Origin of the sequence: Xanthomonas hortorum pv. cynarae (assembly GCF_002939985.1) — a bacterium.
Lineage (GTDB): Bacteria > Pseudomonadota > Gammaproteobacteria > Xanthomonadales > Xanthomonadaceae > Xanthomonas > Xanthomonas hortorum_D.
The window spans coordinates 1-22,525 of record NZ_MDFM01000047.1; the positions used below are offsets into that span (position 1 = coordinate 1).

The 22,525-nt window shown below is 65.4% G+C and carries 14 protein-coding genes, 2 pseudogenes and 1 riboswitch; of the genes and pseudogenes, 8 read left to right on the plus strand and 8 right to left on the minus strand.

From position 1 onward, the window contains the following. Window positions 1-203: 203 nt before the first annotated feature. The 5 genes and pseudogenes from XcyCFBP4188_RS20900 to ahcY all read right to left on the minus strand — a co-directional run bounded on the left by XcyCFBP4188_RS20900 (window position 204) and on the right by ahcY (window position 3,499). Complete coding sequence (locus tag XcyCFBP4188_RS20900) at window positions 204-509, minus strand: hypothetical protein (RefSeq protein WP_006450136.1); 306 nt, start codon at window positions 507-509, stop codon at window positions 204-206. 208 nt (window positions 510-717) lie between these two features. Further along, window positions 718-1,186 (minus strand): annotated as a pseudogene (locus XcyCFBP4188_RS20910) (type I restriction endonuclease subunit R); the annotation flags it as partial. Continuing rightward, window positions 1,170-1,469, minus strand: a complete 300-nt coding sequence (locus tag XcyCFBP4188_RS20915; protein WP_006450138.1) for a type II toxin-antitoxin system RelE/ParE family toxin — start codon at window positions 1,467-1,469, stop codon at window positions 1,170-1,172. The gene XcyCFBP4188_RS20915 and the pseudogene XcyCFBP4188_RS20910, both read right to left, overlap by 17 nt. Window position 1,470: 1 nt before the next feature. Then, window positions 1,471-1,755, minus strand: a complete 285-nt coding sequence (locus XcyCFBP4188_RS20920) for a ribbon-helix-helix protein, CopG family (RefSeq protein ID WP_006450139.1) — start codon at window positions 1,753-1,755, stop codon at window positions 1,471-1,473. A gap of 301 nt (window positions 1,756-2,056) precedes the next feature. Further along, window positions 2,057-3,499, minus strand: coding sequence for an adenosylhomocysteinase (gene ahcY, locus XcyCFBP4188_RS20925; RefSeq protein ID WP_006450140.1), 1,443 nt, complete (start codon window positions 3,497-3,499; stop codon window positions 2,057-2,059). A gap of 31 nt (window positions 3,500-3,530) precedes the next feature. Continuing rightward, window positions 3,531-3,644, minus strand: a riboswitch (S-adenosyl-L-homocysteine riboswitch). 138 nt (window positions 3,645-3,782) lie between these two features. Here ahcY and XcyCFBP4188_RS20930 point away from each other — a divergent pair. The 7 genes and pseudogenes from XcyCFBP4188_RS20930 (at window position 3,783) to XcyCFBP4188_RS20965 (ending at window position 16,878) form a co-directional block, all read left to right on the plus strand. Beyond that, window positions 3,783-6,307 (plus strand): annotated as a pseudogene (locus XcyCFBP4188_RS20930) (S9 family peptidase). A 401-nt stretch (window positions 6,308-6,708) separates the two neighbouring features. Next, window positions 6,709-9,423, plus strand: coding sequence for a phosphoenolpyruvate carboxylase (gene ppc / locus XcyCFBP4188_RS20935; protein WP_006450142.1), 2,715 nt, complete (start codon window positions 6,709-6,711; stop codon window positions 9,421-9,423). 145 nt (window positions 9,424-9,568) lie between these two features. After that, a complete protein-coding gene (locus XcyCFBP4188_RS20940) occupies window positions 9,569-10,141 on the plus strand; it encodes a TetR/AcrR family transcriptional regulator (protein WP_006450143.1) in 573 nt (190 codons plus the stop codon). Beyond that, on the plus strand, window positions 10,138-11,175 hold the full coding sequence (locus XcyCFBP4188_RS20945; RefSeq protein ID WP_104592796.1) for a DUF4105 domain-containing protein: 1,038 nt from the start codon (window positions 10,138-10,140) through the stop codon (window positions 11,173-11,175). The genes XcyCFBP4188_RS20940 and XcyCFBP4188_RS20945 overlap by 4 nt, the downstream gene beginning before the upstream one ends. Window positions 11,176-11,252: 77 nt before the next feature. Then, on the plus strand, window positions 11,253-13,205 hold the full coding sequence (locus XcyCFBP4188_RS20950; RefSeq protein ID WP_233397258.1) for an esterase/lipase family protein: 1,953 nt from the start codon (window positions 11,253-11,255) through the stop codon (window positions 13,203-13,205). Between the two features lie 692 nt (window positions 13,206-13,897). Then, entirely contained in the window at window positions 13,898-15,100 is a 1,203-nt protein-coding gene (locus XcyCFBP4188_RS20960) for an OmpA family protein (protein ID WP_104592797.1), read from the plus strand. Between the two features lie 398 nt (window positions 15,101-15,498). Beyond that, window positions 15,499-16,878 carry a histidine-type phosphatase gene (locus tag XcyCFBP4188_RS20965; RefSeq protein ID WP_233397255.1) on the plus strand — a complete coding sequence of 460 codons (1,380 nt, stop codon included), beginning with the start codon at window positions 15,499-15,501 and terminating at the stop codon, window positions 16,876-16,878. Window positions 16,879-17,764: 886 nt separating this feature from the next. Here the strand turns inward: XcyCFBP4188_RS20965 and metK are convergent. Then, window positions 17,765-18,976, minus strand: a complete 1,212-nt coding sequence (gene metK, locus XcyCFBP4188_RS20970) for a methionine adenosyltransferase (RefSeq protein WP_006449196.1) — start codon at window positions 18,974-18,976, stop codon at window positions 17,765-17,767. 234 nt (window positions 18,977-19,210) lie between these two features. On the opposite strand from metK, the gene XcyCFBP4188_RS20975 reads away from it, so the two are divergent. Further along, on the plus strand, window positions 19,211-20,299 hold the full coding sequence (locus tag XcyCFBP4188_RS20975; RefSeq protein ID WP_006448525.1) for a metal-dependent hydrolase: 1,089 nt from the start codon (window positions 19,211-19,213) through the stop codon (window positions 20,297-20,299). Between the two features lie 30 nt (window positions 20,300-20,329). Here the strand turns inward: XcyCFBP4188_RS20975 and XcyCFBP4188_RS20980 are convergent, their stop codons facing one another. Then, on the minus strand, window positions 20,330-21,157 hold the full coding sequence (locus tag XcyCFBP4188_RS20980) for a methyltransferase domain-containing protein (protein ID WP_104592798.1): 828 nt from the start codon (window positions 21,155-21,157) through the stop codon (window positions 20,330-20,332). 40 nt (window positions 21,158-21,197) lie between these two features. Beyond that, complete coding sequence (gene dusB, locus XcyCFBP4188_RS20985) at window positions 21,198-22,196, minus strand: tRNA dihydrouridine synthase DusB (protein ID WP_046932993.1); 999 nt, start codon at window positions 22,194-22,196, stop codon at window positions 21,198-21,200. Window positions 22,197-22,525 lie beyond the last annotated feature (329 nt).

The window sequence follows — 22,525 nt, forward strand, 5'->3', positions numbered from 1 at the left end:
CGTCGGAGATATCGGTTGGATATGGCTTACGAGGCTTCATCCGTATACGTTATCGTGACAAGGGCAAAGTTCATAACACGCTCTAATCAGCGGAGTTTGGAAAGTTATTAGCCGCAGGCGTGTGTGCGCAGCGGCCGACATTCTCAAGCGCACCATTGCATTGATTACGCCTGGCCAGCCGGCAACCCTCGCGTATATGGGCGCTAGCCGACGCCGAGCACAGGCATGTTGGGGGCGACCCATGCAACGGTAGTGATCGCGCCTTGCACCAGTCCCTGATCTCTGAGCTGCGCGAACACGGCAGCGGGCGGCCAACCTGCAGGTGCGTCGGCAAAGGGAATCTGCAGTGATTGCAGCAGGCTGAGGATTTCGGAAAGTTCTTGAGGGGTCTTGAAGCTCAGACTGATGCCGTCTTGTATCGAAGTGCCGCGCGCCAGTAATTTCTGGCGCATGGCAACTTCGCAAATGACATGGACATGTTGATCCAGCACAGCGGAAACATAGTTCATGCGCTGCAGCTGCTGCTTAGATTTCGCTCAGGATGTGGGTGCGGCGCTGGTGGTATTCCGCATCCGTGATCAACTGCTGCGACCTCAGGGTGTCCAGTTCCAACAGCCTGGATTGAGCGGTCTTTGGTACTGCCGACCCTGTCGTCGCGATTGGTGATTTGCGCGACGCCCGCTTCGCGACCCAGACGATCAGGCTGATGACAGCGGCGACACTGCTTGCCGCTGCCAGTCTCCAACGGCACGGCGCCGAAGCGCTCGCGCCAGTCATTGCCGTCGGGAAAGCACCGCCGCCACAGCTCGTCCGGGCTCGGGAACGGCAGGGCCATGGCGCCTACGGCGCCGGTGTCCATGTCGATGCCATACCAGTCGATACCGTTGTTGGTATAGGCAAACCGCGTTTGCAGTCGCGCCGCATCGTCCTTGGCCTGGCCGACGCTCGCGGTATGGCCCAGCCCGGCGCGCTCGGCCTCGATCACCGCCAGTTCGCGGCTGCGGTAACTCAGCACGTCATCGGCCGACAGCGCGGTGCCGCGCTGGCCGCCGCCGAGGATGCGGCCCGGGCAGATCAGTTCGCGATGGGCCTGCGCGCGATCGACCACGCCCCAGCCCTCATTGCGCAGTACCGGGTCGATGCGGTTGGCGCGGATGTCGGCCTCGGTTTCATGTGTCGCGTGCATAGCCTGCCTCCCGCTGTGCGCGCAGCGCCATCACGACCACCGTGTCGGTCACATCCACATAGCGATACAACGCCACGTACCCGTGCGAACCGCGGCCCATCACCAGCTCGCGGTGGTCTCCATGGACCGGGCGGCCGATTAACGGATTGCCTGCCAGCACGTCGAACGCGCTGACAATCTCCTCGGCTCTCCCTTCTGCATGCGCGCTCTCGTGGTCGAGCAAATACACCGCGATCCGCTCCAAATCCTCGATCACGCCCGGGCCCAGGCGGATGCGCGTCACCTCAGTCTTCCAGCTTGCGCGCCACTGGCCGCTTTGCAGGCTTTCCTGCGACACGGGCCCTGAAGTAGGTGCGTGCCTCGTCCCACGGGATGGTCTCACCCGTCTCCAGGAACTCGGCCCAACGCTGATCGGCCTGAGCGTGGAAGTCGGCGCGCCGCTCGGCCAGCTCGGCCTTCTCGGCGATGGCTTCCAGGATGAAGTTGTGCGACGTGGTGCCGGCCGCTTCCGCCGCCTTGGCGATGCGGGCTTTGAGCGCATCTGGCAGGCGGATGGTGGTGGTGCTCATACATGGCTCCCGGCGATGGGGGTGGCGGCAATGTAGCACGCGTGTGGTACAGGCGACGGGCCGGTGGAGGCGTTCAGGTCAGGTGCCCCGGGGCGCCTTCTGCCTGCTCCTCCTCTCCCGGTAATCGACGCGCAAGATCGAGTTCCCTCCCGAAAGGACGCCGCGTGGCGCGGTACTCCCTCAGCCCATGGGCAGCGCCGGTGGCAGAACCATTTGAGGCGCGCATGCTTCGCTGATCGCACAAAAAACGGGCGCCTTGCGGCGCCCGTTCTTGTCTACATTGAGATGTTTTGCCAATGGATCAGTAGCGGTAATGATCCGGCTTGTACGGACCCGCCACATCCACGCCGAGGTATTCGGCCTGGTCCTTGGTCAGGGTGGTCAGCTTGACGCCGATCTTTTCCAGGTGCAGGCGGGCCACTTCTTCATCCAGGTGCTTGGGCAGGATGTAGACCTTCTTCTCGTAGCTGTCGCGCTTTTCCCACAGGTCGATCTGCGCCAGGGTCTGGTTGGCGAACGAGTTGGACATCACGAAGCTCGGGTGGCCGGTGGCGCAGCCCAGGTTCACCAGGCGGCCGTCGGCCAGCAGAAAGATCGCGTTGCCGTTGCCGAACACGTACTTGTCGACCTGCGGCTTGATGTTGATCTTCTCGACGCCCGACAGTGCATTCAGCGCATCGACCTGGATCTCGTTGTCGAAGTGGCCGATGTTGCACACGATGGCCTGATCCTTCATCGCCTGCAGGTGCTCGACGGTGATGATGTCCTTGTTGCCGGTGGTGGTGACATAGATGTCGCCGCGGCCCAGGGTGGATTCGATGGTGTTGACCTCGAAGCCTTCCATCGACGCCTGCAGGGCGCAGATCGGGTCGATCTCGGTGACGATGACGCGGGCGCCATAGGCGCGCAGCGAGGCGGCACTGCCCTTGCCGACGTCGCCGTAACCGCAGACCACGGCAACCTTGCCGGCCAGCATCACGTCCATCGCGCGCTTGAGGCCATCGGCCAGCGACTCGCGGCAGCCGTAGAGGTTGTCGAACTTGCTCTTGGTGACCGAGTCGTTGACGTTGATGGCCGGGATCAGCAGCTTGCCGGCTTCGGCAATCTGGTACAGGCGGTGCACGCCGGTGGTGGTCTCTTCGGAGACGCCCTTCCAGTCCTTGACCACGCGGGTCCAGTACCCCGGGCGCTCGACGGCAACGCGCTTGAGCAACGCCTTGATCACGCCTTCTTCGTGCGAAGCCGCCGGCTCGTCGACCCAGGTGCTGCCGTTTTCGAGCTCATAGCCCTTGTGGATCAGCAAGGTGACGTCGCCGCCGTCGTCCACCACCAGTTCCGGACCGGTCTGGGTGCCGTCGGGCAGGGTGAAGGTCAGCGCGTCGAGGGTGCAGTCCCAATACTCTTCCAGCGTCTCGCCCTTCCAGGCGAACACGGGGGTGCCGGTGACCGCGATCGCGGCGGCGGCATGGTCCTGGGTGGAGAAGATGTTGCACGAGGCCCAGCGCACGTTGGCACCGATGTCCTTGAGCGTTTCGATCAGCACGGCGGTCTGGATGGTCATGTGCAGCGAGCCGGTGATGCGCACGTCCTTCAGCGGCTTGCTCTGCGCATGCTTGCGGCGGATCGACATCAGGCCCGGCATCTCGTGCTCGGCGATGTCCAGCTCCTTGCGGCCCCAATCGGCCAGGGAGAGGTCGGCGACCTTGTAGTCAGTATGTGGGGCGATTTTCGTGACAGCGTTCATGCAATAGCTCCGGTAAGCAGATCAATGTCTGCAATTCGGGGCGCCGTTGAACGATGAATGCTTGTCGAGCCTGGCCGTATTTCCTGCACTTTTCGTGCAGTTGGCGGATCAGTCCGCCATACCGGTCGCAGCGCCCCTCGACGAGAGCGTTGATTATATCGGCAGCACCCCCCTCCGGCATGAATTGGACTGCTTGAATCGGCACGACCCCCCAACCAACGGCAGGGGAGTCGCCGACCAACGGCTGCTATGGTCCAGGATCGATCGAGACCGGGGACGGACAATGCAGGCAAAGCGGAATGCGCAGGGCTGGCGGCAGTACACGTGGGCGTGGGCGGGCGTGTTGGCGCTGAGCGCGCCGCTGCTGGTATCGGCGGCCAGCACGCCGGCTGCGCAACCCACTGCGGCGGCCAGCGGGTACCAGTTGCCTTCCAAGGCGCTGCAGGCGGTGGTGGACGCCCCGCGCGCGCCGCTGCTGCACATCTCGCCGAAACGTGATCTGGCTGCGATGCTGCAAATGCCGGCGCTGCCGGATATCGCCGAGGTCGCCCAGCCCGAGCTCAAGCTGGCCGGTCTGCGCATCCATCCCAAGACCTTCGCCAGCAGCCGGTTTGCCTTCGCCGGCAAGCTGTGGCTGCTGTCGGTAGCCGACGGCAGCGAGCGGCAGATCGCCGGGCTGCCGTCGCCACTGTCGCTGGCCACGTTGAGCTGGTCGCCGGATCAACGCTACCTGGCGTTCCGCCGCGAGGACGCGACCAGCGGGGCCAACGAGCTGTGGCTGGTGGATGTGGCGGCCGGGCAGGCGCGGCGGTTGGTGGCCGGCTTGAACACCAGCGTCAACGACGAGTTGCGCTGGTTGCCCGATGGCAGCGGGCTACTGGTGCAGCAGCAAGTGGCAGGGCAGGGCACGCCGCCCACCCGCGACGCAGTGCCGGACGGCCCGGCGACCCAGCAGACCAGCGCTGCCGCCGGCGTGCGCTCGCTGCCGACCTATCAGGACCTGCTGCGCAACGAGGCCGATGCGCGCGTGTTCGAGTACTACGCCACTGGCCAGCCGATCATCGTCAGCGTGAGCGGGCAGGTGCGCCCGATCGCCGCGCCCGGCATCTATCTCAACCTGTCGGTGTCGCCGGATGGCCGTTACCTCCTGAGCGAACGCAGCGAGCGGCCGTTCTCGTATGTGGTGCCGGTGGACAATTTCGCGCGTCGCATCGAAGTGTTGGATCTGCAGGGCAAGCTGGTGCGGCAGATCGCCAAGCTGCCGCTGGTGGAAGGCCTGCCGACCGGCAACGACGCAGTGCCCACCGGCGTGCGCGACATCGCCTGGCGCGTTGATGCACCGGCCACGTTGGTCTGGGCCGAAGCGCAGGACGGCGGCGACCCGGCACGCGCCAGCAAGATCCGCGATGCGGTGCTGATGCAGGCCGCGCCGTTCGCGCGTGCGCCGGTGACGCTGGCGCAGTTGGGCAGCCGGTTTGACGGCATCCAGTGGGGCCGGGGCGATCTGGCCATTCTCAGCGAGAGCTGGTGGAAGACCCGTCGCACAAAACAGTGGCGCATTGCACCGGATCAGCCGCGGCGCGCACCCGAACTGCTGTGGGACCGTTCCTCGCAGGACCGCTACAACGACCCCGGCACGCCGGCGACGGTGGCCGATGGCAAGGGCCGCACGCTGCTGCAGACCGATGCCGATGGCAACAGCCTGTTCCTGCTCGGCAAGGGCGCCTCGCCGGAAGGCGATCGCCCGTTCGTGGATCGCTTCGATCTGCAGAGCAAACGCGCCACGCGTCTGTTCCATTCCCAGGCGCCGACCTATTCCGCGCCGCTGGCATTGCTGGATGCGCAGGGCACGCAGTTGCTGCTCAGCCGCGAATCGCCCGAGGAGCCGGCCAATTACTTCGTGCAGGCACTGGGCGATGCAGCGCTGCGCCGCGTGCGTTGACGCATTTCGCGCATCCCATGCCGCAGTTGCGCGGCGTGCAGAAGGAGCAGATCCGTTACAAACGCGCCGATGGCGTGGACCTCACCGCCACGCTGCTGCTGCCGCCCGGATACGACCCCAAGCGTGATGGCCCGCGGCCGCTGCTGATGTGGGCCTACCCGGGTGAGTTCAAGAGTGCCGACACCGCAAGCCAGGTCACCGATTCGCCATACCGCTTCAATGCGATCAGCTACTGGGGACCGCAGGCGTTTCTGGCGATCGGCTATGTGGTGCTCAACAACCCGACCATGCCCATCGTCGGCGAAGGCGATGCCGAGCCCAACGACACCTATGTGCCGCAGCTGGTCGCCGATGCGCAGGCCGCGGTGGACGAAGTGGTGCGACGCGGAGTCACCGATCGCGAGCACATCGCCATCGGTGGGCATTCGTACGGCGCTTTCATGACCGCCAACCTGCTGGCGCATACGCGGTTGTTCAAGGCCGGCATCGCGCGCAGCGGCGCCTACAACCGCACGCTGACGCCGTTCGGCTTCCAGGCCGAAGAACGCAATTACTGGCAGGCGCAATCGGTGTATCAGGCAATGTCGCCGTTCAACTACGCCGACAAGATCAAGGACCCGCTGCTGCTGATCCACGGCCAGGACGACAACAACACCGGCACCTTCCCGATTCAGAGCGAGCGCATGTTCGCTGCGATCAAGGGCCTGGGTGGCAACGCGCGCCTGGTGATGCTGCCCAACGAGTCGCATGCGTATCGCGCGCGGCAGTCGATCCTGCAGATGCTGGCCGAGAGCGAGCAGTGGTTGAAGACCAATCTCGGCGAGCCGGTGCCGGTGAAGGAGACCGGCGCTACGCGCACGCGTTGATCGATCGTGCGCTGGCACCTGTAGGAGCGCGCTTGCGCGCGATGAGCCGTCACCGATAAAGCTTCGTCGCGCCCGGGTGCGCTCCTACGGTGGATGCGGCCGCCGCGCGTCCCGGGAAGATTCGCTGCGGCGTCCACACCATTGCCGCGATCACCCGTAGGAGCGCACCTGGGCGCGACGGGGCATGACCAGGACAGCCACACCACGTAGGAGCGGGCTTGCCCGCGATGGGGCATTACCGGGAAAGCCACGTCACGCGCGAGCGCGCTCCTACGAGAGCCATCGGCAGGGGGCACTGGCACACGATGGTTGGCGTTGAAACCGTCGCGCTTGTCGCAACCATCTAATCCTTTTGGGTTAGTCTTCGACGACTTTGCGCTTGAAGAGGGTGTGCGTTTCTGATGAACGAGTACCGCAGCAGTCTTGTGTTCGCTACCCCCGATCTTGCCTTGCGCGACGATGTGCGTCGGCTCGGTGCACTGGTCGGTGACCTGCTCGCCGAGCAGGTCTCTGCGGAATTCCTCGAAGAGATCGAACATGTCCGCACCACGGCGATTGCGCGGCGCGAGGGCGATGCACCGCCGTCCACGCTGAGCGAGCAACTGACCGGACGCGAGCCGCGCGAAGCCGAGTCGCTGGTGCGCGCCTTCAGCACCTATTTCCAGGTGGTCAACATCGCCGAGCGCGTGCATCGCATCCGCCGCCGCCGCGAGTACCAGCGCAGCAGCACCGACACCCCGCAGCCGGATGGCCTGCACGATGCACTGCGCCGGCTCAAGGCGCAGGGCGTGACGCTGGACGAACTCAGCGCGTGGTTGCCGCGTATCGATGTGGAGCCGGTGTTCACCGCGCACCCCACCGAAGCGGTGCGCCGCGCGCTGCTGGAAAAAGAACAGCTGATGGTCGCAAGCCTGGTCGACAACCTGGATGGCATGCGCACGCCCAACGAGCGCGCCACCGATGCGGCGCGCTTTCGCATGGCCCTGACCGCCTCCTGGCAGACCGCCGACTCCTCGCCGGTGCGTCCCACCGTGGAAGACGAGCGCGAGCATGTGGGGTTCTATCTCACCCAGGTGCTGTATCGCGTGGTGCCGGTGATGTACGAAACCCTCGAACACGCCATCGAAGAAACCTACGGCAGCGTGCCGACCCTGCCGCGCCTGTTGCGCTTCGGCACCTGGGTGGGCGGCGATATGGACGGCAATCCCAATGTGGATGCCGTCACCATTGCCGGCACGCTGGATGCGCAACGGCGCGCGGTGCTGGATCGCTATCGAAACGAGCTGTGGCAACTGGCCAGCCTGCTCAGCCAGTCGACCACGCTGGTGGCAGTCAGTTCGGAATTGAGCGAGCAACTGGATCGCTACCGCGCACTGCTGCCGGAGGACGCCGCACGCTCGCGCCCGCGCCATGGCGACATGCCGTATCGCCTGCTCAACGATCTGATGCGCGCGCGTCTGCAGGCCACGCTGGACGATGCAAAGGGCGCCTACACCGCACCGTCCGAGCTGGAACACGATCTGCAGCTGATTCTGGACAGCCTGCAGGCCAACAAGGGGCTGCACGCCGGTTGGTTCGCGGTGCGCCGGCTGTTGTGGCGCGTGCGCACGTTCGGCTTCCATCTGGCTCGTCTGGATGTGCGCCAGGAATCGAGCGTGCATGCGCGTGCGGTGGCCGATGCATTGGGCCAGGCCGATTGGGACGACCAGGACGCCAGGCAGCGCGCTGCCTTGCTCGGCCCGTATGCCTCCGGCGAACAGGTGCTGCCGCGCGTAGCCGACGAAGGCAATGCACGGCTGGATGCGGTGTTTGCCGCGCTCGCCGATGCGCGCGGCCGCCACGGCGCCGATGCGCTGGGCAGCTACATCATCTCGATGGCGCACAACCGCGCCGACGTACTCACCGTGCTCGCGCTGGCGCGACGCGGCGGCCTGGTCGACGACGCTGGCGCCGTGCCGCTGGATATCGTGCCGCTGTTCGAAACCGTGGACGATCTGCGCGGCGGCACCGGCACCGTGCAGGATCTGCTTGCCGACCCGGTCTATCGCCAGCATCTGGCTGCGCGCGGCGACACCCAGATGGTGATGCTGGGGTATTCGGACAGCGGCAAGGACGGCGGCATCACCGCCTCGCGCTGGGGCCTGCAGCGCGCGCAGGTGGAGTTGCTCGAAGCCGCTGCCGAGTTGGGCGTGCGGCTGACCTTCTTCCACGGCCGCGGCGGCTCGATTGCGCGTGGCGGCGGCAAGACCAGCCGTGCGCTGGATGCCGCACCGCGTGGCAGCGTCGATGGCCGGCTGCGCGTCACCGAGCAGGGCGAGGTGATCCATCGCAAGTACGGCATTCGTGCGCTGGCATTGCGCTCGCTGGAACAGATGACCGGCGCGGTGCTGCTGTCCAGCCTGCGCCCGCGTGCGCCCGAGCCGCGCGAGGATCGCTGGCGGCCGGTGATGGATCTGGTCGCAGAACAAAGCACTGTCGCGTACCGCGCCTTCGTCGGCGCGCCGGATTTCATGCAGTATTTCCGCCGCGCCACGCCGATCGACGTGATCGAACGCATGACGCTGGGCTCGCGGCCGTCACGCAGGCTCGGCCAGGACGCGGCGTTGTCCAATCTGCGCGCGATTCCGTGGGTGTTCGCGTGGAGCCAGGCGCGTGCGGTGATCCCGGGCTGGTACGGCGTGGGCAGCGGCCTGCAGGCGGCAGTGGATGCGGGACATGAAGAGACCTTGCGCGAGATGGCGCAGGACTGGCCGTTCTTCCGCACCTTCCTGGACGACGTGGCGATGGTGCTGTCCAAGGGCGATCTCAACATCGCCGACCTGTTTTCGCGGCTGTCGGGTGACCTGCATGAGCGATTTTTCCCGGGCATTCGCGACGAACTGGCGCTGACCAAGGGCTGGGTGAAGGCGTTGACGGGGCAGCAATCGCTGCTGCAGCACGACCCGCGGCTGGCCTTGTCGATCCGCCTGCGCAATCCCTACATCGACCCGATCAGCGTGCTGCAGGTGGATCTGCTGCAACGCTGGCGTGCCACCGATGGCGAAGACGACGAGCTGCTGCGCGCGCTAGTGGCCTGCGTCAACGGCGTCTCGCAAGGCGTGCAGAACACCGGCTGATCCGGTCTGCTGGCCCGACCGTCGGATCCGACGGTCGAATCGGGCGGCCTGGTCAGACTGTCTGATCAGACCGTTGGTCGGAGAGGGTGCGGATTCGTCAAGCGGACTCTGGCGTTACCGGACAAATCTGTCCGATAATGCCGCCATGACGACTCCCCGCCCTGATGCCGCGCTGCGCCGCCGGCAGATACTCGATGCCGCCGACGAAGTGTTCAGCGAACACGGCGTCAATGCCCCGCTGGAACTGGTGGTGGAACGTGCCGGCCTTGGCCGCGCCACGCTGTATCGCAATTTTCCCGATCGGCTCGCGCTGATGACCGCGTTGATGACCCGCGGCCTGGACGGGCTGGAGCGGCTGGCCGCCGATCTGGGCGAGCGCCCGGACGGGCTGGCGGTGCTGCTGCACGACGTGGCCGAGCACATCGCCCAATCCGCACCGCTGGTGGATTTCTGGCGTTCGATCGAACGTGCGCACCCGGCCGTGGAAGCGGCCGATCGGCGTGTGGTGCGCATCTTCCTGCCGTTCGTGCATCGTGCCCGCGATGCCGGCCTGTGCCGCGCCGATGTCGACGACGAGCAGTTGCTGCTGGTGATCGACATGCTGGGCAGCTGCCTGCGTGGCAATGACGAATCCGAACGCAAACGGCTTGCCCATCGCTCGGCCGATCTGCTGATGCATGCGCTGGGCATGCAGGTGCCGGAAGGCGGCACCCGATGACACCGGCCACGCGGTCCCGCCTCGGTCGCTGGGCGCTGCGCGTGGCGCTGGTGCTGGCCGCGCTATGGGGTGGACTTGCGATCTACTTCGCGATCACTGGCAATGCGTTCGTGCGCGCGGCCTGGGTGGGCTCGTGGTGCGCGATGGCGCTGGCGGCGTTGTGGGGCCTGCGCCGTGGCCGCGAGAACTGGGCGTTGGTGGGCATCTTCAGTGCGGCGTTTGCGGTGCTGGCGGTGTCGTGGTGGATGATGCAGCCCAGCCAGGACCGCGACTGGGCCGACGATGTCGCCCAGCGCCTGCAGCCCGAAGTGCACGGCAACATCGTGACGCTGCGCAACGTGCGCAATTTCGATTGGCAGAGCGAAACCGACTACCAGCCGCGTTGGGAAACCCGGCGCTACGATCTGGATCGTCTGGTCAGCGCCGATCTGGCGCTCTCGTACTGGATGGGGCCTGCCATTGCGCACACGCTGGTGTCGTTCGGTTTCGACGACGGCTCGCACGTAGTGTTCTCGCTGGAAATCCGCAAGGAACGCGGCGAGTCGTTTTCTGCATTGGGCGGGTTTTTCCGCAGCTTCGAAGAAACCCTGGTGGCCGCCGACGAGCGCGACATTCTGCGCGTGCGCACCAACGTGCGTGGCGAGGACATGTATCTATATCGGCTGGCGATTCCCAAGGCCGGTCTGCGCCGCATGTTCATGGGCTATGTGCGCATGGCCAACGACTTGAATCGCGCCCCGGCGTTCTACAACACGCTCACCAGCAACTGCACCACGATTGTGTTTGCGCTGGCGCGGCAATTGCAGCCGACGCTGCCGCTGGATCATCGCCTGCTGCTGTCCGGTTACGTGGACGCATACGTCTACGATCATCAGGGCCTGCTGCCCGGCTACGATTTTGCCACCTTGAAGCAGCGCGGGCATTTCACCGCACGTGCGATCGCAGCCGATACGGCGGCAGATTTCTCCGAGCGCATCCGTGTCGGCATGCCGCAGGCCCCGGCGCCAGCCGCCACCACGAGCGCACCCCGGTGACGCCGCGCCTGCGTGGACGCGGCACCGCTGCAGTGTTGGCGGGTGTGTTTGGCAGCCTGTTGCTGAGCGGCTGCGCCATGGTCACGGTGCAATCGCACAGCAGCGGCGACTACATCGCGCGTACGCGCGGAGATGTGCTCAGCACCGGCGCGTTGAGCCAGGCCAGCAGCGAGACCCTGCAGGTGGCCGGGCTGCAACCCAAGGCCTGCCGCAGCGACCCGCTGACGTGCCTGCAGCAACTCACCAGCGTGGCGGGCATCGGCGACGAGCGCCGTCTGGCAACGCAAGCCGAGCTATGGACCGCGCATGCGATTGCCTTGGGCGGGCGCGACCCGACAACGATGAGCGACGCGGCAGTCGACGCCTGGCTGGAAGCAGCGCGGCATGCGTACGCGTACCTGTTTTTCAGCGCACGCCCGCCCAGTGCACGTGCGTTCGAAAATCGCCAGACGCAGGTGCGCGACTACTACAACTACGCCGTGCAGCAGGTGATCGAACGCCTGTTCGCACGCGCGCAGCAGACCGGCCAAAACGAGCGCGAACCGACCACCTTGGGCCGCTGGCAGGTGGCGATCGACATGTCCGCGTATCGGTTGCCGGGCGGCGGCAACACGCCACGCGCGATCTTCGCCGCCTCGGCCTTGCGCTTCAATGGGCTGCGCAGCACCTATCGGCGCGATGGCTTCGGTGCCGAGCTGGTGGCCGAGGTGGACCCGCAAGTGGTCGGCGATCCCGCCGGGCTGGCCTTGCAACAAGCCGCCACTGCAGTCGCATCGCCAGAGCGCCCGTTGCCTACTTTCAGCGAGATGCCGTACGCACCGGCCACGCTGCTGCTGCGTTTCGAAGGCGAGACTCTGGATGCCGTGCTACGCGGCAACATCGCCACCGTGGTGCCGTACGACCCGTATCGCCAGAACGAAGTGGTGTTGCACGGTCAGCGCGTGCCGCTGGCGGCCAACTTCACTGCCGCCTATGGGCTATGGCTGGCCAAATCCGGTTTCGCCGCGCAGTCGTTGCGCTCGATGCTGGGCAGTGCGCGCGGGATCGATCGCCCGCATCTGTATCTGATGCAGCCCTACGATCCGGACCGACGCGTGCTGCTGATGCTGCACGGGCTGGCCAGCAGCCCGGAAGCCTGGGTCAATGTCGCCAACGAGGTGATGGGCGATGAAACGCTGCGCCAGCGCTACCAGATCTGGCAGGTGTACTACCCGACCAACGCGCCGGTGGCGGTCAACCGCGCAGAAATCCAGGCATTGGTGGAGCGCAGCCTGCAGCACTTCGACCCGGCCGGCACGGCTATCGCATCGCACGACATGGTGTTGATCGGCCACAGCATGGGCGGGGTGATCGGGCGCTTGCTGGTGTCGTCTTCCGGCGACACGTTGTGGAATTCATTGCTGGAAAACTACCGGCTGGAAGGCGAGCGCGGCGCACGCGTGCGCGCGAAGTTGTCGCCGCTGCTGCATTTTTCGCCACTGCCGCAGGTCGACCGCGCCATCTTCATTGCCGCGCCGCATCGCGGTACGCCGTTGGCCGAAGGTGGGCTTGGGCGCTTCGTCGGCCGCTTGGTGCGTCTGCCGATCGCCTTGCTGGATCGCTTCGGCGATGTGCTGCAGGACTTGGCCAATAGCGAGCGTGACGGGCAGGGCGGCGACCCGCGACGCAAAGGCCGGCTGTTGCCGCCGACCAGCATCGACAACCTGCGCGACACCGACCCGTTCGTGCGCGCCAGCATGGACCTGCCGATCTCCCCACAGGTGCATTACCACACCATCGTCGGGCGCGAAAAACCGCAGGTGCCGCTGGCCGATTCCGACGATGGTCTGGTGCCTTATCGCAGCGCACATCTGCAGGGCGCCGAGTCGGAATTGGTAGTGACCTCCTGGCATAGCGTGCAGGAAACGCCGCAGGCGATTCTTGAGATTCGCCGCATCCTGCATGCGCAGCTGCAGGCCGAGGAGGCAGGAAACACGAGTGCGCACGGCGCGCAAGGCGAGACACCGGCTGCACTCTCGGCAACGTTCTGAAAGCAAGCAGAATCGAGATCCCGTTGTTGTCAGCGAATGGTCGGTGCGCATGGCGTCGCGTTCAAGAAAACAGCCGGCCAACTCTCGGTGCGGTGTCACCGATTGCGGGATCGTTGGTGGCATGGATGCCGCCAACGATCCCCCAGGGATAGGTTCACGGCGTGTCCCGCGAGCGGTGAGGGCGCCGCGCCCTTGACGTTGCGAGTTGGCTGCCGGGCCCTTGCCCGCCCACCATCGCAGGACACGCCGCAAGTACGTCCGTGTAGGCTCTTACGCGGCATCCATGCCGCGTAAGGTCCCGCGACGGTGGGCGGGCAAGGGCCAGTCGGGTTGATCGGTGTGCGAGTTTTCAACAAGCATCCAGCAAGCTGGCTTGCGCCGTGTCCTGTTCTCAATAAAACAACCAGCAACCTGTCTGGTGCGGTGTCCTCGCCGATTGCGGGACCGTGTGGCGGCATGGATGCCGCCACCGAGCCTACATGGACTTACTTGCGGCGTGTCCCGCGAGCGGCGAGGGCACCGCGCTCGACTAACTAGGCTTTTGACTGCATTCACCAAGAAGTGGCCGACAAAATCACTGCACTCACGCCTGGCGGCCGCGCAGCGGTGTTGTTCGCCGTTCTTAGCGCATTGTTTACCAGCCTCATGCTATCAGGCGGTTCTCTAGAACACGCTCCAACAAGGAAGACGCGATGCGCAAGACGCTGTCGGCAGTGATCTGGGTGCCCTTGCTGCTGGCCGGTTGCGGCCGCGGCGAAGGTCAGAAGAGCGCGGCAGACGCTGCGGGCGCAATGCCGCCGGCAGCGGAGACTGCAGCGCGTGCATCCGATGCGCCGCCGGCCACCGATGAGGCGGTGCCCGAGATCCCGGCCATTCCGTTGATCGTGGTGCCGGACATCGCCGGCGTGACCCCGGCGCAACGCGCGCTGGAAGCCTCGCTGCAGGACATTCTCGACCCGATCGAAGGCGTCAGCGTGGCGCCGGCACGTTGCGGCGATGGCGGCACCCTGATCAACGATGCCGGCATCACCAGCGTCGATGCCAACGGCAATCTGCTGCGCAACGGCGACGGCGGGCTGTTCGACCTCAAGGCCGACGGCAGCGGCACCGCCAACTTCGACGGTGGCCTGATCAGCGTCAACGCCGACGGCAGCGGCACCATCAATGCGAGCGGCGCCGGTGGCGACGACGCAATCATCCAGGTGCAGGCCAACGGTGCCGGCTCCTACAACGGCCCGGCCGGTCTGATCAGCCTGGACGCCAAGGGTGCGGGTACCTGGAACAGCGACAAGAGCGGCTTGGTCAACAATCACGGCGATGGCAGCGGCACCTGGAATGGCCCGCGCGGTCTGATCACCATCAACGCCGACGGCTCGGGAACCTGGAACGGCCCGGACGGGCTGGTGCAGAACCGCGGCGATGGCACCGGCACGGTCGGCACGCCGCCGCGCGAAGTACGCATGCCGCCGCTGCCGAAGGTGCCGCCTGCCGGGCGCTTTCCGCTGCTGCAGAAATTCGCGCCTCCCGGTGCGCCGTGCGGCTATCTGATCACCTTGAACGAGCGCATCCTGTTCGACTTCGACAAGGCCGGGATCCGCCCCGATGCCGCGCGCGTACTTGACGTGCTGGCCGCCGCACTCGGCAAGGTCAACACCAAGGACATGCAAGTGCGCGGGCATACCGATGCCAAGGGCAGCAACGCCTATAACCAGGCGCTGTCCGAGCGCCGCGCCGATGCAGTACTGGCCGCGTTACGCACACGCGGTGCCGCGCAGTCGGCCGGCGCAAAGGGCTACGGCGAATCGCAGCCGGTAGCGCCGAATACGCTCAATGGACAGGACAACCCCGGCGGGCGACAACTCAATCGGCGTGTGGAAATCTTTCTACGCACCTGAGTGCTAGCCGATCTGCGCGGCATCGCTCGCATGGAGACGCAGGACCATGCGATCCCGGACAGGTGATGCATTACGCACGCGGTTCGGGCGTGTGTCGATGGGCTGATGCCGACCCATCTGCATATCGTCGTGCTGCTGCCTTGTGCAGTGCGTCCTGACGACCGGTGTGTTGGGTTATCTCCGCAAGGCAACGCACCCTGCGGCGAGTCGTCATTGGACAAGACTGATGCCGCTCTTGGTGCCGCAACCGTGCGGCTGATTCCGGGGATCTATCGCCGCGTGGCGGCTGCCCGAATATTTGAGGAAGTTTCGCCAGTTGTAGTCTGCCTTGCATATTGGCACCGTACATTCCGCCATGACCAACGGGATGACCGCCAAGTATGTGTTCCAGGCAAACGATGAAAACGGGGCAGGGTGGTGAACAGACGCCCGCAGGCGATGACGGCAGCGACGCGCTGGGGATTGCGTTGTCGCCGTTGCGTGGGATCACTACGCCGTTGCAGGCAGGTGTCAGGCAACGCTCGAAGACAGTGCCTCGGCCGCGCTGGCTGATGCCGGCACTTGCACTTGGCATGTTGCTGCTGATCGCTTGCACGCCGCGGACACCTGCGCCGCCTGCAGTCGTGCCGACCGCGCAATTGGAGCGCGTGGTTGTGGTGTTCCGGCATGGCGTGCGTGCGCCGTTGCAGGGCGAAGCCGCCGCCGCGCACTACGCAGACGCACCGTGGCCGCAGTGGTCCACCCCGGCCAGCCTGCTCACTCCGCATGGGCGCATCGGCGTGCAATTGAGCGGCGACTATCTGCGCCAGTGGCTGGCGCAGCACAAGGTGTTGCCGAGCAGCGGCTGCCCGGCGTCAGGCAGCGTATCGGTGTGGGCCAATACCGATCAACGCACCATCGACAGCGGCGCCTTGCTGGCCGAGGCGCTGGCACCCGGTTGCGGCATCGTGGCCGGGCACCGCGAGGCCGGCAGCAACGACCCGTTGTTCCGACCGATCGAAGCCGGCGCGGTTGCATTCGATGCCGTCGCAGCGGTCGCCTCGATCGAAAAGCAGACCGGTGGTCCTGCCGCGTTGCTGCAAGGGCATGCGGCCGAACTGCAGGCGATGCAGCAGATTCTGGGCTGCACCCGCACGCCCTGCGACTTTGCGCAGATGCCATCCACGCTGACGCCGTCTGCCAATGGTCGCGGCCTGGCCTTGGGTGGGCCGATCGATCTGACCTCCGGCACCGGCGAGGTCCTGCTGCTGCAATACGCCGAAGGCTTGCCGCTGTCGCAGGTCGGCTGGGGCCGCGCCACGCCCGAGCGGCTGGCGCAGGTCTCGCGGCTGCATGCGCTGCTGTTCGACATCTACGCACGGCCGCACTACATGGCCGCGCGCTCGGGCGCACCGCTGGCGCGCGAAGTGCTGCAACGCTTCGGTGACACGCAGGCGGCGAAGGTATCGCTGTTCGTCGGCAGCGACACGCATATCGCCGCGTTGAGCAGTTTGCTGGGCGTGCACTTTCACTTGCCCGGCTACGGCGCGGATGATCCGCCGCCGGGCGGTGCGTTGGTGCTTAGCCTATGGCGCGAGCCGAGTGGGAAGCAGGTGGTGCGTGCGCAGTATCTGGCGCAATCGCTGGATCAACTGCGGACGCTGGCGCCGCTCAATCTGGAGCATCCGCCGTTGCAGCAGGAGCTGGCGCTTGGCGTTTGCACAGCAGAGCAACGTATGGCGTGCCCGTTGCCGGAGTTTACGCAGGCGCTCGAGAAGCAGCTGCAGCTCGATCGGTAACCGTGCAGCAGCGATCTTTATCTCGAAAAAGGCGATCAGTGGCCGTTCCTTCTCCCACCGGGAGAAGGTGCCCCGCAGGGGCGGATGAGTTTACGTGCGAAGCCTCGTGTCATCGATTACTCAAGGAGGCTTCGCCCCGTACCCTCACCCCAACCAAGGCATGCGCGCCAGTGGCGCGCAAGAAGTGCCTTCTCGCCACGAAGGGAGAGGGGCGAGAAACACGGTCTTGCCCGGAAATGACACCACGTTCCTAATCGTCGCTGTCGCAAAGCAAAGCTAAAGGCTTTCAAGCGGCCTAATGCTTACTGATTCCGCAGGCGATGTTGCCGGTATCGATTCAACACGTTGTCATTCGACGCTGCTGCCATAGTGCCAGTCGTTGGAACTATCACTTCGCCAGCAAAGTCCAAGCTCCGAAGCTCGATCAGTTCAACCAGACCCCGCTTTTCCTTCAACCACCTACAACAACCGGTGGTGCTTGCGCGCGTGCCGGCGTGGGACCTTACGCGGCATGGATGCCGCGTAAGAGCCTACAGGGACGTACTTGCGGCGTGTCCCACGTCGGTACGCGTGCAAGCGCCCGCAGCAAACCGGCGCATCCGCGTAGAACCGGTAAATGTCGTGCACAAGATTGATCGGTCTGCGGAGTTGGTCGGCAGCGTGGCGACGCATCCGGTGACGGGGCTCGGTGGCGGCATCCATGCCGCCACACGGTCCCGCCCCCGTTCGCGACACCGCGCTCCCTAGTGTTGCTACCGCTGATCGGCAAGCGATGTTTCCCACGCAAGTTTCAACGACGGTACACGGTCCGCCAAAAACGCAAATGGGCCGCAGCTGCGGCCCATTTGCACTTCTCGTCAGTTCCACTCGCGCAGGAGCCGCTGGCTTACTTCAGCTTGGCGTCGGCGCGCAGCGCGTCGGCACGGTCGGTCTTTTCCCACGAGAACGCGGTGGCGTTGTGTTGCGCGCCGGTTGCGTCGGTGTAGCTGAAGTCCTTCGGCTTGCGGCCGAAGTGACCGTAGGAGGCGGTCTGCTGGTACATCGGGTGGATCAGGTCGAGCATCTGGATGATGCCGAACGGGCGCAGGTCGAAATGCTTGCGGATCAGCTTTTCGATCTGCTCGTCGGCAATCTTGCCGGTGCCGAAGGTGGTGACCGAGATCGAGGTCGGCTCGGCCACGCCGATGGCGTAGGAAACCTGCACTTCGCAACGGTCGGCCAGGCCGGCAGCCACCACGTTCTTGGCCACATAGCGCGCAGCGTAGGCAGCCGAACGATCGACCTTGGACGGATCCTTGCCCGAGAACGCACCGCCGCCGTGACGTGCCCAGCCGCCGTAGGTGTCGACGATGATCTTGCGACCGGTCAGGCCGCAATCGCCCACCGGGCCGCCGATCACGAACTTGCCGGTCGGGTTGATGTGGAACTTGGTGCCCTTGTGCAGCCACTTGGCCGGCAGCACCGGCTTGAGGATTTCCTCGCGCACCGCTTCGATCAGGTCTTTCTGCTTGACGCCCGGATCGTGCTGGGTCGACAACACCACCGCATCGATCGCAGTCGCAACGCCGTCTTCATAGCGCAAGGTGACCTGCGACTTGGCGTCCGGACGCAGCCAGGACAGCGCCGAGTTCTTCTTCTTGCGGATCTTGGCCTGCTGCTCGACCAGGCGGTGTGCCAGGTGGATCGCCGCCGGCATGTGGCTGTCGGTCTCGTTGGTCGCATAGCCGAACATCAGGCCCTGGTCGCCGGCGCCTTGCTGTTCCGGGTTCTTGCGGTCAACGCCCTGGTTGATGTCCGGCGACTGCTTGCCGATCAGGTTGAGCACACCACAGGTCTCGCCGTCGAAGCCGACGTCGGAGCTGTTGTAGCCGATGTCCAGGATCACCTTGCGGGTGAGCGCTTCCAGGTCGATCCAGGCGCTGGTGGTCACTTCGCCGGCAACGATCGCAACACCGGTCTTGACCATCGTCTCGCATGCCACGCGGGCACGCTTGTCCTGGGCCAGGATGGCATCCAGCACGGCGTCGGAGATCTGGTCGGCGATCTTGTCCGGATGGCCTTCGGAGACCGATTCGGAGGTGAACAGGTAGCTGGACATCTGGCTTATATCCCTTGATTCGGATGAAAAGATGGCTGCGGATGATACACGCCCCGCATGTCCGTTGCATTGTGCGCCTGAACAGGTGGCAATGGAGTTAAGCAGACGTCGGTGGCAGCAAGGCGCTGCCGTGCAGGACGACCAGCCAAGCCTCGCGGACGATCGCCCTGCATTCGACTGAAAACGCGTACAAACATGCCTGCCAATGCATGTTGGGCCTGCTAGCATCGGGCGATGGATTCATTGACCCAGATCGTTCTCGGCGGCGCCGTCGCTGCCGCCATCGCCCCGGCCGGACAGCGCCGTGCCGCCTTGTTGGCCGGCGCGGCACTGGGCACCTTGCCCGATCTCGACGCACTGGCGCTGCTGCCCTTTACCAGTGACCCGGTCACGCAGATGACCGTGCATCGCAGCGCCAGCCATTCGTTGTTGGTGCTGCCCTTCGTCGGTTGGGTGATCTGGTGGCTGTACCGCCGCTACGGCAACCGGCGCGTGGCCAGTGCGCCCAAGCGCTGGTTCTGGGCGATTCAACTGGCCTTGATCACGCACCCCTTGCTGGATGCCTTTACCGTCTATGGCACCCAGCTGTGGTGGCCGTTGCAGCCGCATCCGGCGATGTGGTCGAGTGTATTCATCATCGATCCGGGCTACACGCTATGGCTGTTGCTGGCCTGTGCAGTGGCGTGGTTTGCACGTGCGCGGCCGCTTGCCCAGCACGCGTTGGTGATCGGCCTAGCATTGAGTTCTGCGTATCTGGGTTGGTCGCTGCTGGCCAAGCACCTGGTCGACCGCGAAGCCGATCGCGCGCTGGCCGCACTCGGTTTGAAGGATGCGCCGCGCTTCTCGGTGCCGATGCCGCTCAATACCTTGTTATGGCGGGTGGTGGCGATGACGCCCAACGGCTATGTGATCGGCGAGCGCTCGCTGGTGGCCGACAAGGGCCCGATGCAGTTCCGCGGCTATTCCAGCAACACCCAGGCCTTGGGCGAAGTGGCTAGGTTCGATTCGGTGCGCCGGCTGACCTGGTTCAATCGCGGCTTCATGCGCGCGCGCCTGGTCGACGACGAGTTGATGCTCAGCGATCTGCGCATGGGCCTGGAGCCGGACTACAACTTCAACTTCGTGGTCGCCCATCGCGAAGACGGGCAGTGGCAGCCGATTGCGCCGCGGCAGGTCCAGGCGGCCTACCGGGCGCCGGTGGCACGCGATCAGATCGGCGAAGTGCTGGCGCAAATGTGGCACCGCATCTGGCACGAGCCGGCCGGCACGGTGCTGACCGGCGATCTGGAACATGCCGCCGCACCTGCGCCGGTCACTCAATAGAATGGCGCAGTAGACCCTCTCGGCGGCGGCTCAATACACCGTGGCGCGCGCCTGCACAAACGAATAGAAGAACACCGCATTCGGGTCGCTGTGCACCTGCGCCAGTTCGCGGCGCATACCGTCCACGGTGTCTGCGCTGACCGCGCCGGCCTGCAGCAATTGCTCGGCCGCCGACAGCAGCACTTCTTCCCAGAACCCGATCATGGTCTTGCGTCGGCCCGGCTCGCGGTTGTCCAGGTGCAGCGTCTTGATCTCGGTCTGCACATCGCGAAAACCGCCGGCCAGCAGCAGGTTGCCCAGCTTGGCGCCGACGAACGGATCGCCGCCCTGGTCGTGCTGAAAATCGTTGAACGCCATCCAGTAGCGCCACAGATTCGGCGAGTACGGATGCAGCAGGAACGAGGCATTCATGACCTCAGTGACGTACACCGGCGAACCGGGCAACAGCACGCGGCGCACTTCGTTGAGCACGCGTGCGGGCGAGGGCACATGTTCGAGTACCCAACACAGGAATGCCGCATCGAATTGACGCGCTTCGAACGGCAGGTCGGTCGCATCGGCCTGTTGCAAGGTGTAGCGCTCGCGGCACCACGCCAGCCGCTCTAGATTCGCGCGTGCCGCGCCCAACTGCGCTTCGCTCAAGTCCACGCCGGTCACGTGCAGATCGGGAAAGCGGCGCAACAGGATCTCGGTTTGCGCGCCCACGCCGCTGCCCACTTCCAGCAGACGTCGCGCGCCACTGTAGTCGATCTGATTGAACAAGGTGGCTTCGAGCAAGCGCGCCTGTTTGAGCAGGCGTGCCTGTTCGGTAGGCGAAAAACCATGCAGATAGGTGGGTGTATCGCCAGGTGCGCTCATGCGTGCAGCTCTCAAAAAAGTGAAGCTAGAAAAATCAGGTTCAGGCTGCGGCCGACAGCGCCGGCGACACGCCGGCGATCAACGCATCGAAATAATCGCGGGTCAGCGCCAGCTGCGCCTCTGGTGTTTCGGCGCGATTGACTACCGCGCGGAAGTCGGCGCTTTGCGGGTGATCCTTGGCGTACCAGCCCAGATGCTTGCGCGCGATGCGCACACCTTGCGGCTGCCCGTAGAACGCATGCAGCGCTTCCAGATGGCCAAGCAAGGTGTCGCGCACCAACGCCAACGACGGCGGCGGCAACAGCTCGCCGGTGGCCAGGTAATGCGCCACCTCGCCGAAGATCCACGGCCGCCCCTGCGCGGCGCGGCCGATCATCACCGCATCTACGCCGGTGGCGCGCAGCACCTGTGCCGCCTTCTGCGGCGAATCGATATCGCCATTGGCGATCACCGGAATCTGCAGCGCGGCCTTGATCTGCGCTATCGTCGCGTACTCCGCACTGCCGGTGTAATGCTGATCGCGGGTGCGCCCGTGCACTGCCAGCGCGGCGATGCCGCAGTCCTGCGCAATGCGCGCAATGGTCGGGCCGTTGCGATGATCGCAATCCCACCCGGTGCGGATTTTCAACGTGACCGGCACGTCCACCGCCTGCACCACTGCGCGCAGGATCCGCGCCACCAGGTCTTCGTCGCGCATCAGCGCCGAGCCGGCCCAGGCATTGCAGACTTTCTTTGCCGGGCAACCCATGTTGATGTCGATCAGCTGCGCGCCGTGGTCCACGTTGTAGCGCGCGGCCTCGGCCAGCTGCTGCGGCTCGGTGCCGGCGATCTGCACGCTGATCGGATCCGGCTCGCCGGCATGGTCCATGCGGTGCAGCGATTTGCGCGTGCCCCAGAAACGCGGATCGGAGATGGTCATCTCCGACACCGCGAGCCCCGCGCCCAGTCGCTTGCACAACAGCCGGAACGGCTTGTCGGTGACGCCGGCCATCGGGGCCAGGATCACCTTGGGGTCGATGGTATAGGGGCCGATATGCATGGCGGCATTGTAGCTGGGAGGGGAAGGGGGAGTCGGGAATGGGGATTGGGGAATCGTAAGAGCGCTTGCGGGCTTCGGTCTGAGCGATTGCTAGGAGTCGTTCGAGCGATGTCGGCGTGATTGGCAAAGTGCGACGTGTAAAGGACGACAGTGGCGGGAGTATTGGTTGGCCGTACCTCACACCAACTGCGCTGCGGAGTTGACTGGTTTTCCGCCGTACCCTCACCCCAACCCCCGCTTCGCGCCCCTGCCCGCGCTTGCGGCGCGGGCGCTCCAAGGCACACGCGCCAGTGGCGCGTAAGCAGCGCCTTCTCGCCCCGCGGGGAGAG

Coding starts and splice junctions, on each gene's coding strand:
- XcyCFBP4188_RS20960 (WP_104592797.1), top strand. CDS start 13,898: ATGCGCAAGACGCTGTCGGCAGTGATCTGGGTGCCCTTGCTGCTGGCC.
- dusB (WP_046932993.1), bottom strand. CDS start 22,196: ATGCATATCGGCCCCTATACCATCGACCCCAAGGTGATCCTGGCCCCG.
- XcyCFBP4188_RS20945 (WP_104592796.1), top strand. CDS start 10,138: ATGACACCGGCCACGCGGTCCCGCCTCGGTCGCTGGGCGCTGCGCGTG.
- XcyCFBP4188_RS20900 (WP_006450136.1), bottom strand. CDS start 509: ATGAACTATGTTTCCGCTGTGCTGGATCAACATGTCCATGTCATTTGC.
- XcyCFBP4188_RS20950 (WP_233397258.1), top strand. CDS start 11,253: ATGGTCACGGTGCAATCGCACAGCAGCGGCGACTACATCGCGCGTACG.
- ahcY (WP_006450140.1), bottom strand. CDS start 3,499: ATGAACGCTGTCACGAAAATCGCCCCACATACTGACTACAAGGTCGCC.
- metK (WP_006449196.1), bottom strand. CDS start 18,976: ATGTCCAGCTACCTGTTCACCTCCGAATCGGTCTCCGAAGGCCATCCG.
- XcyCFBP4188_RS20940 (WP_006450143.1), top strand. CDS start 9,569: ATGACGACTCCCCGCCCTGATGCCGCGCTGCGCCGCCGGCAGATACTC.
- XcyCFBP4188_RS20920 (WP_006450139.1), bottom strand. CDS start 1,755: ATGAGCACCACCACCATCCGCCTGCCAGATGCGCTCAAAGCCCGCATC.
- XcyCFBP4188_RS20965 (WP_233397255.1), top strand. CDS start 15,499: ATGAAAACGGGGCAGGGTGGTGAACAGACGCCCGCAGGCGATGACGGC.
- XcyCFBP4188_RS20980 (WP_104592798.1), bottom strand. CDS start 21,157: ATGAGCGCACCTGGCGATACACCCACCTATCTGCATGGTTTTTCGCCT.
- XcyCFBP4188_RS20975 (WP_006448525.1), top strand. CDS start 19,211: ATGGATTCATTGACCCAGATCGTTCTCGGCGGCGCCGTCGCTGCCGCC.
- ppc (WP_006450142.1), top strand. CDS start 6,709: ATGAACGAGTACCGCAGCAGTCTTGTGTTCGCTACCCCCGATCTTGCC.